Raw genomic sequence first — 758 nt, forward strand, 5'->3', positions numbered from 1 at the left:
TCGCAGTACTTGTTGACGCGCTTTGTGAGTTCGCAGTACTTGTTGACGCACTTTGTGAGTTCGCAGTACTTGTTGACGCGCTTTGTGAGTTTGCAGTACTTGTTGACGCACTAGTTGGATCTGTTACAGTCACTTTTTGACCATTAAAGAAGTTTGTCCCACCTGTCACAGATGTAGAGTATGGGTTAAATGTAAAAGAAGTGTCTCCACTAGAATTGATAGGAACTGTCCAAGTTGTGGTTAAACCATATCCTTGTTTAGCTTGGGATCCATTCATTTGGTAGCCGTTTGCCCAAGTATATCCACTACCCTGTTTGTTTATATTAGTTGTGTTTGCTCTTGGATTACTAACTTGAGCACCTGTTGAATCGGTAATATAACTTGTCGCTGTTGAAGGTGTTCCATATGCACTGCCTAGTGTAAACATCGGTTGATAAGTTGTTCCTGTGTTGTATATTGCATAACTATTAGACAATGCTGTAGGTTTTTCAACCGTCGTAGTAGCAGGATTATCATAAGTAACTGTATACGTAAAAGTCATAGACGTTCCATTATTAACAGTTGTTAATTTATAATAAATTGGAATGTTATAATTTGTATCAGTCCCTGCACCTGTATAAGTATTTGTTGTTGAAGTTGCTGCTGCTGCTGCGAATGTAGTTACAGCCATCCTACTAAATGTACGTAATGGAGTTGTCGAAGTACTCGTTGAATTATCGCTACTTTGAACTATAGATGATCCTAATTCTGTACTTGCA

1 pseudogene is annotated in these 758 nt (G+C 38.7%); it reads right to left on the minus strand.

Annotated elements, in window-relative coordinates:
* Positions 1-758, minus strand: a pseudogene (locus tag AC3WQX_RS11760) (hypothetical protein); the annotation flags it as partial.

The sequence above is a fragment of the Staphylococcus sp. FW104-15G4D genome (genome assembly GCF_058790135.1).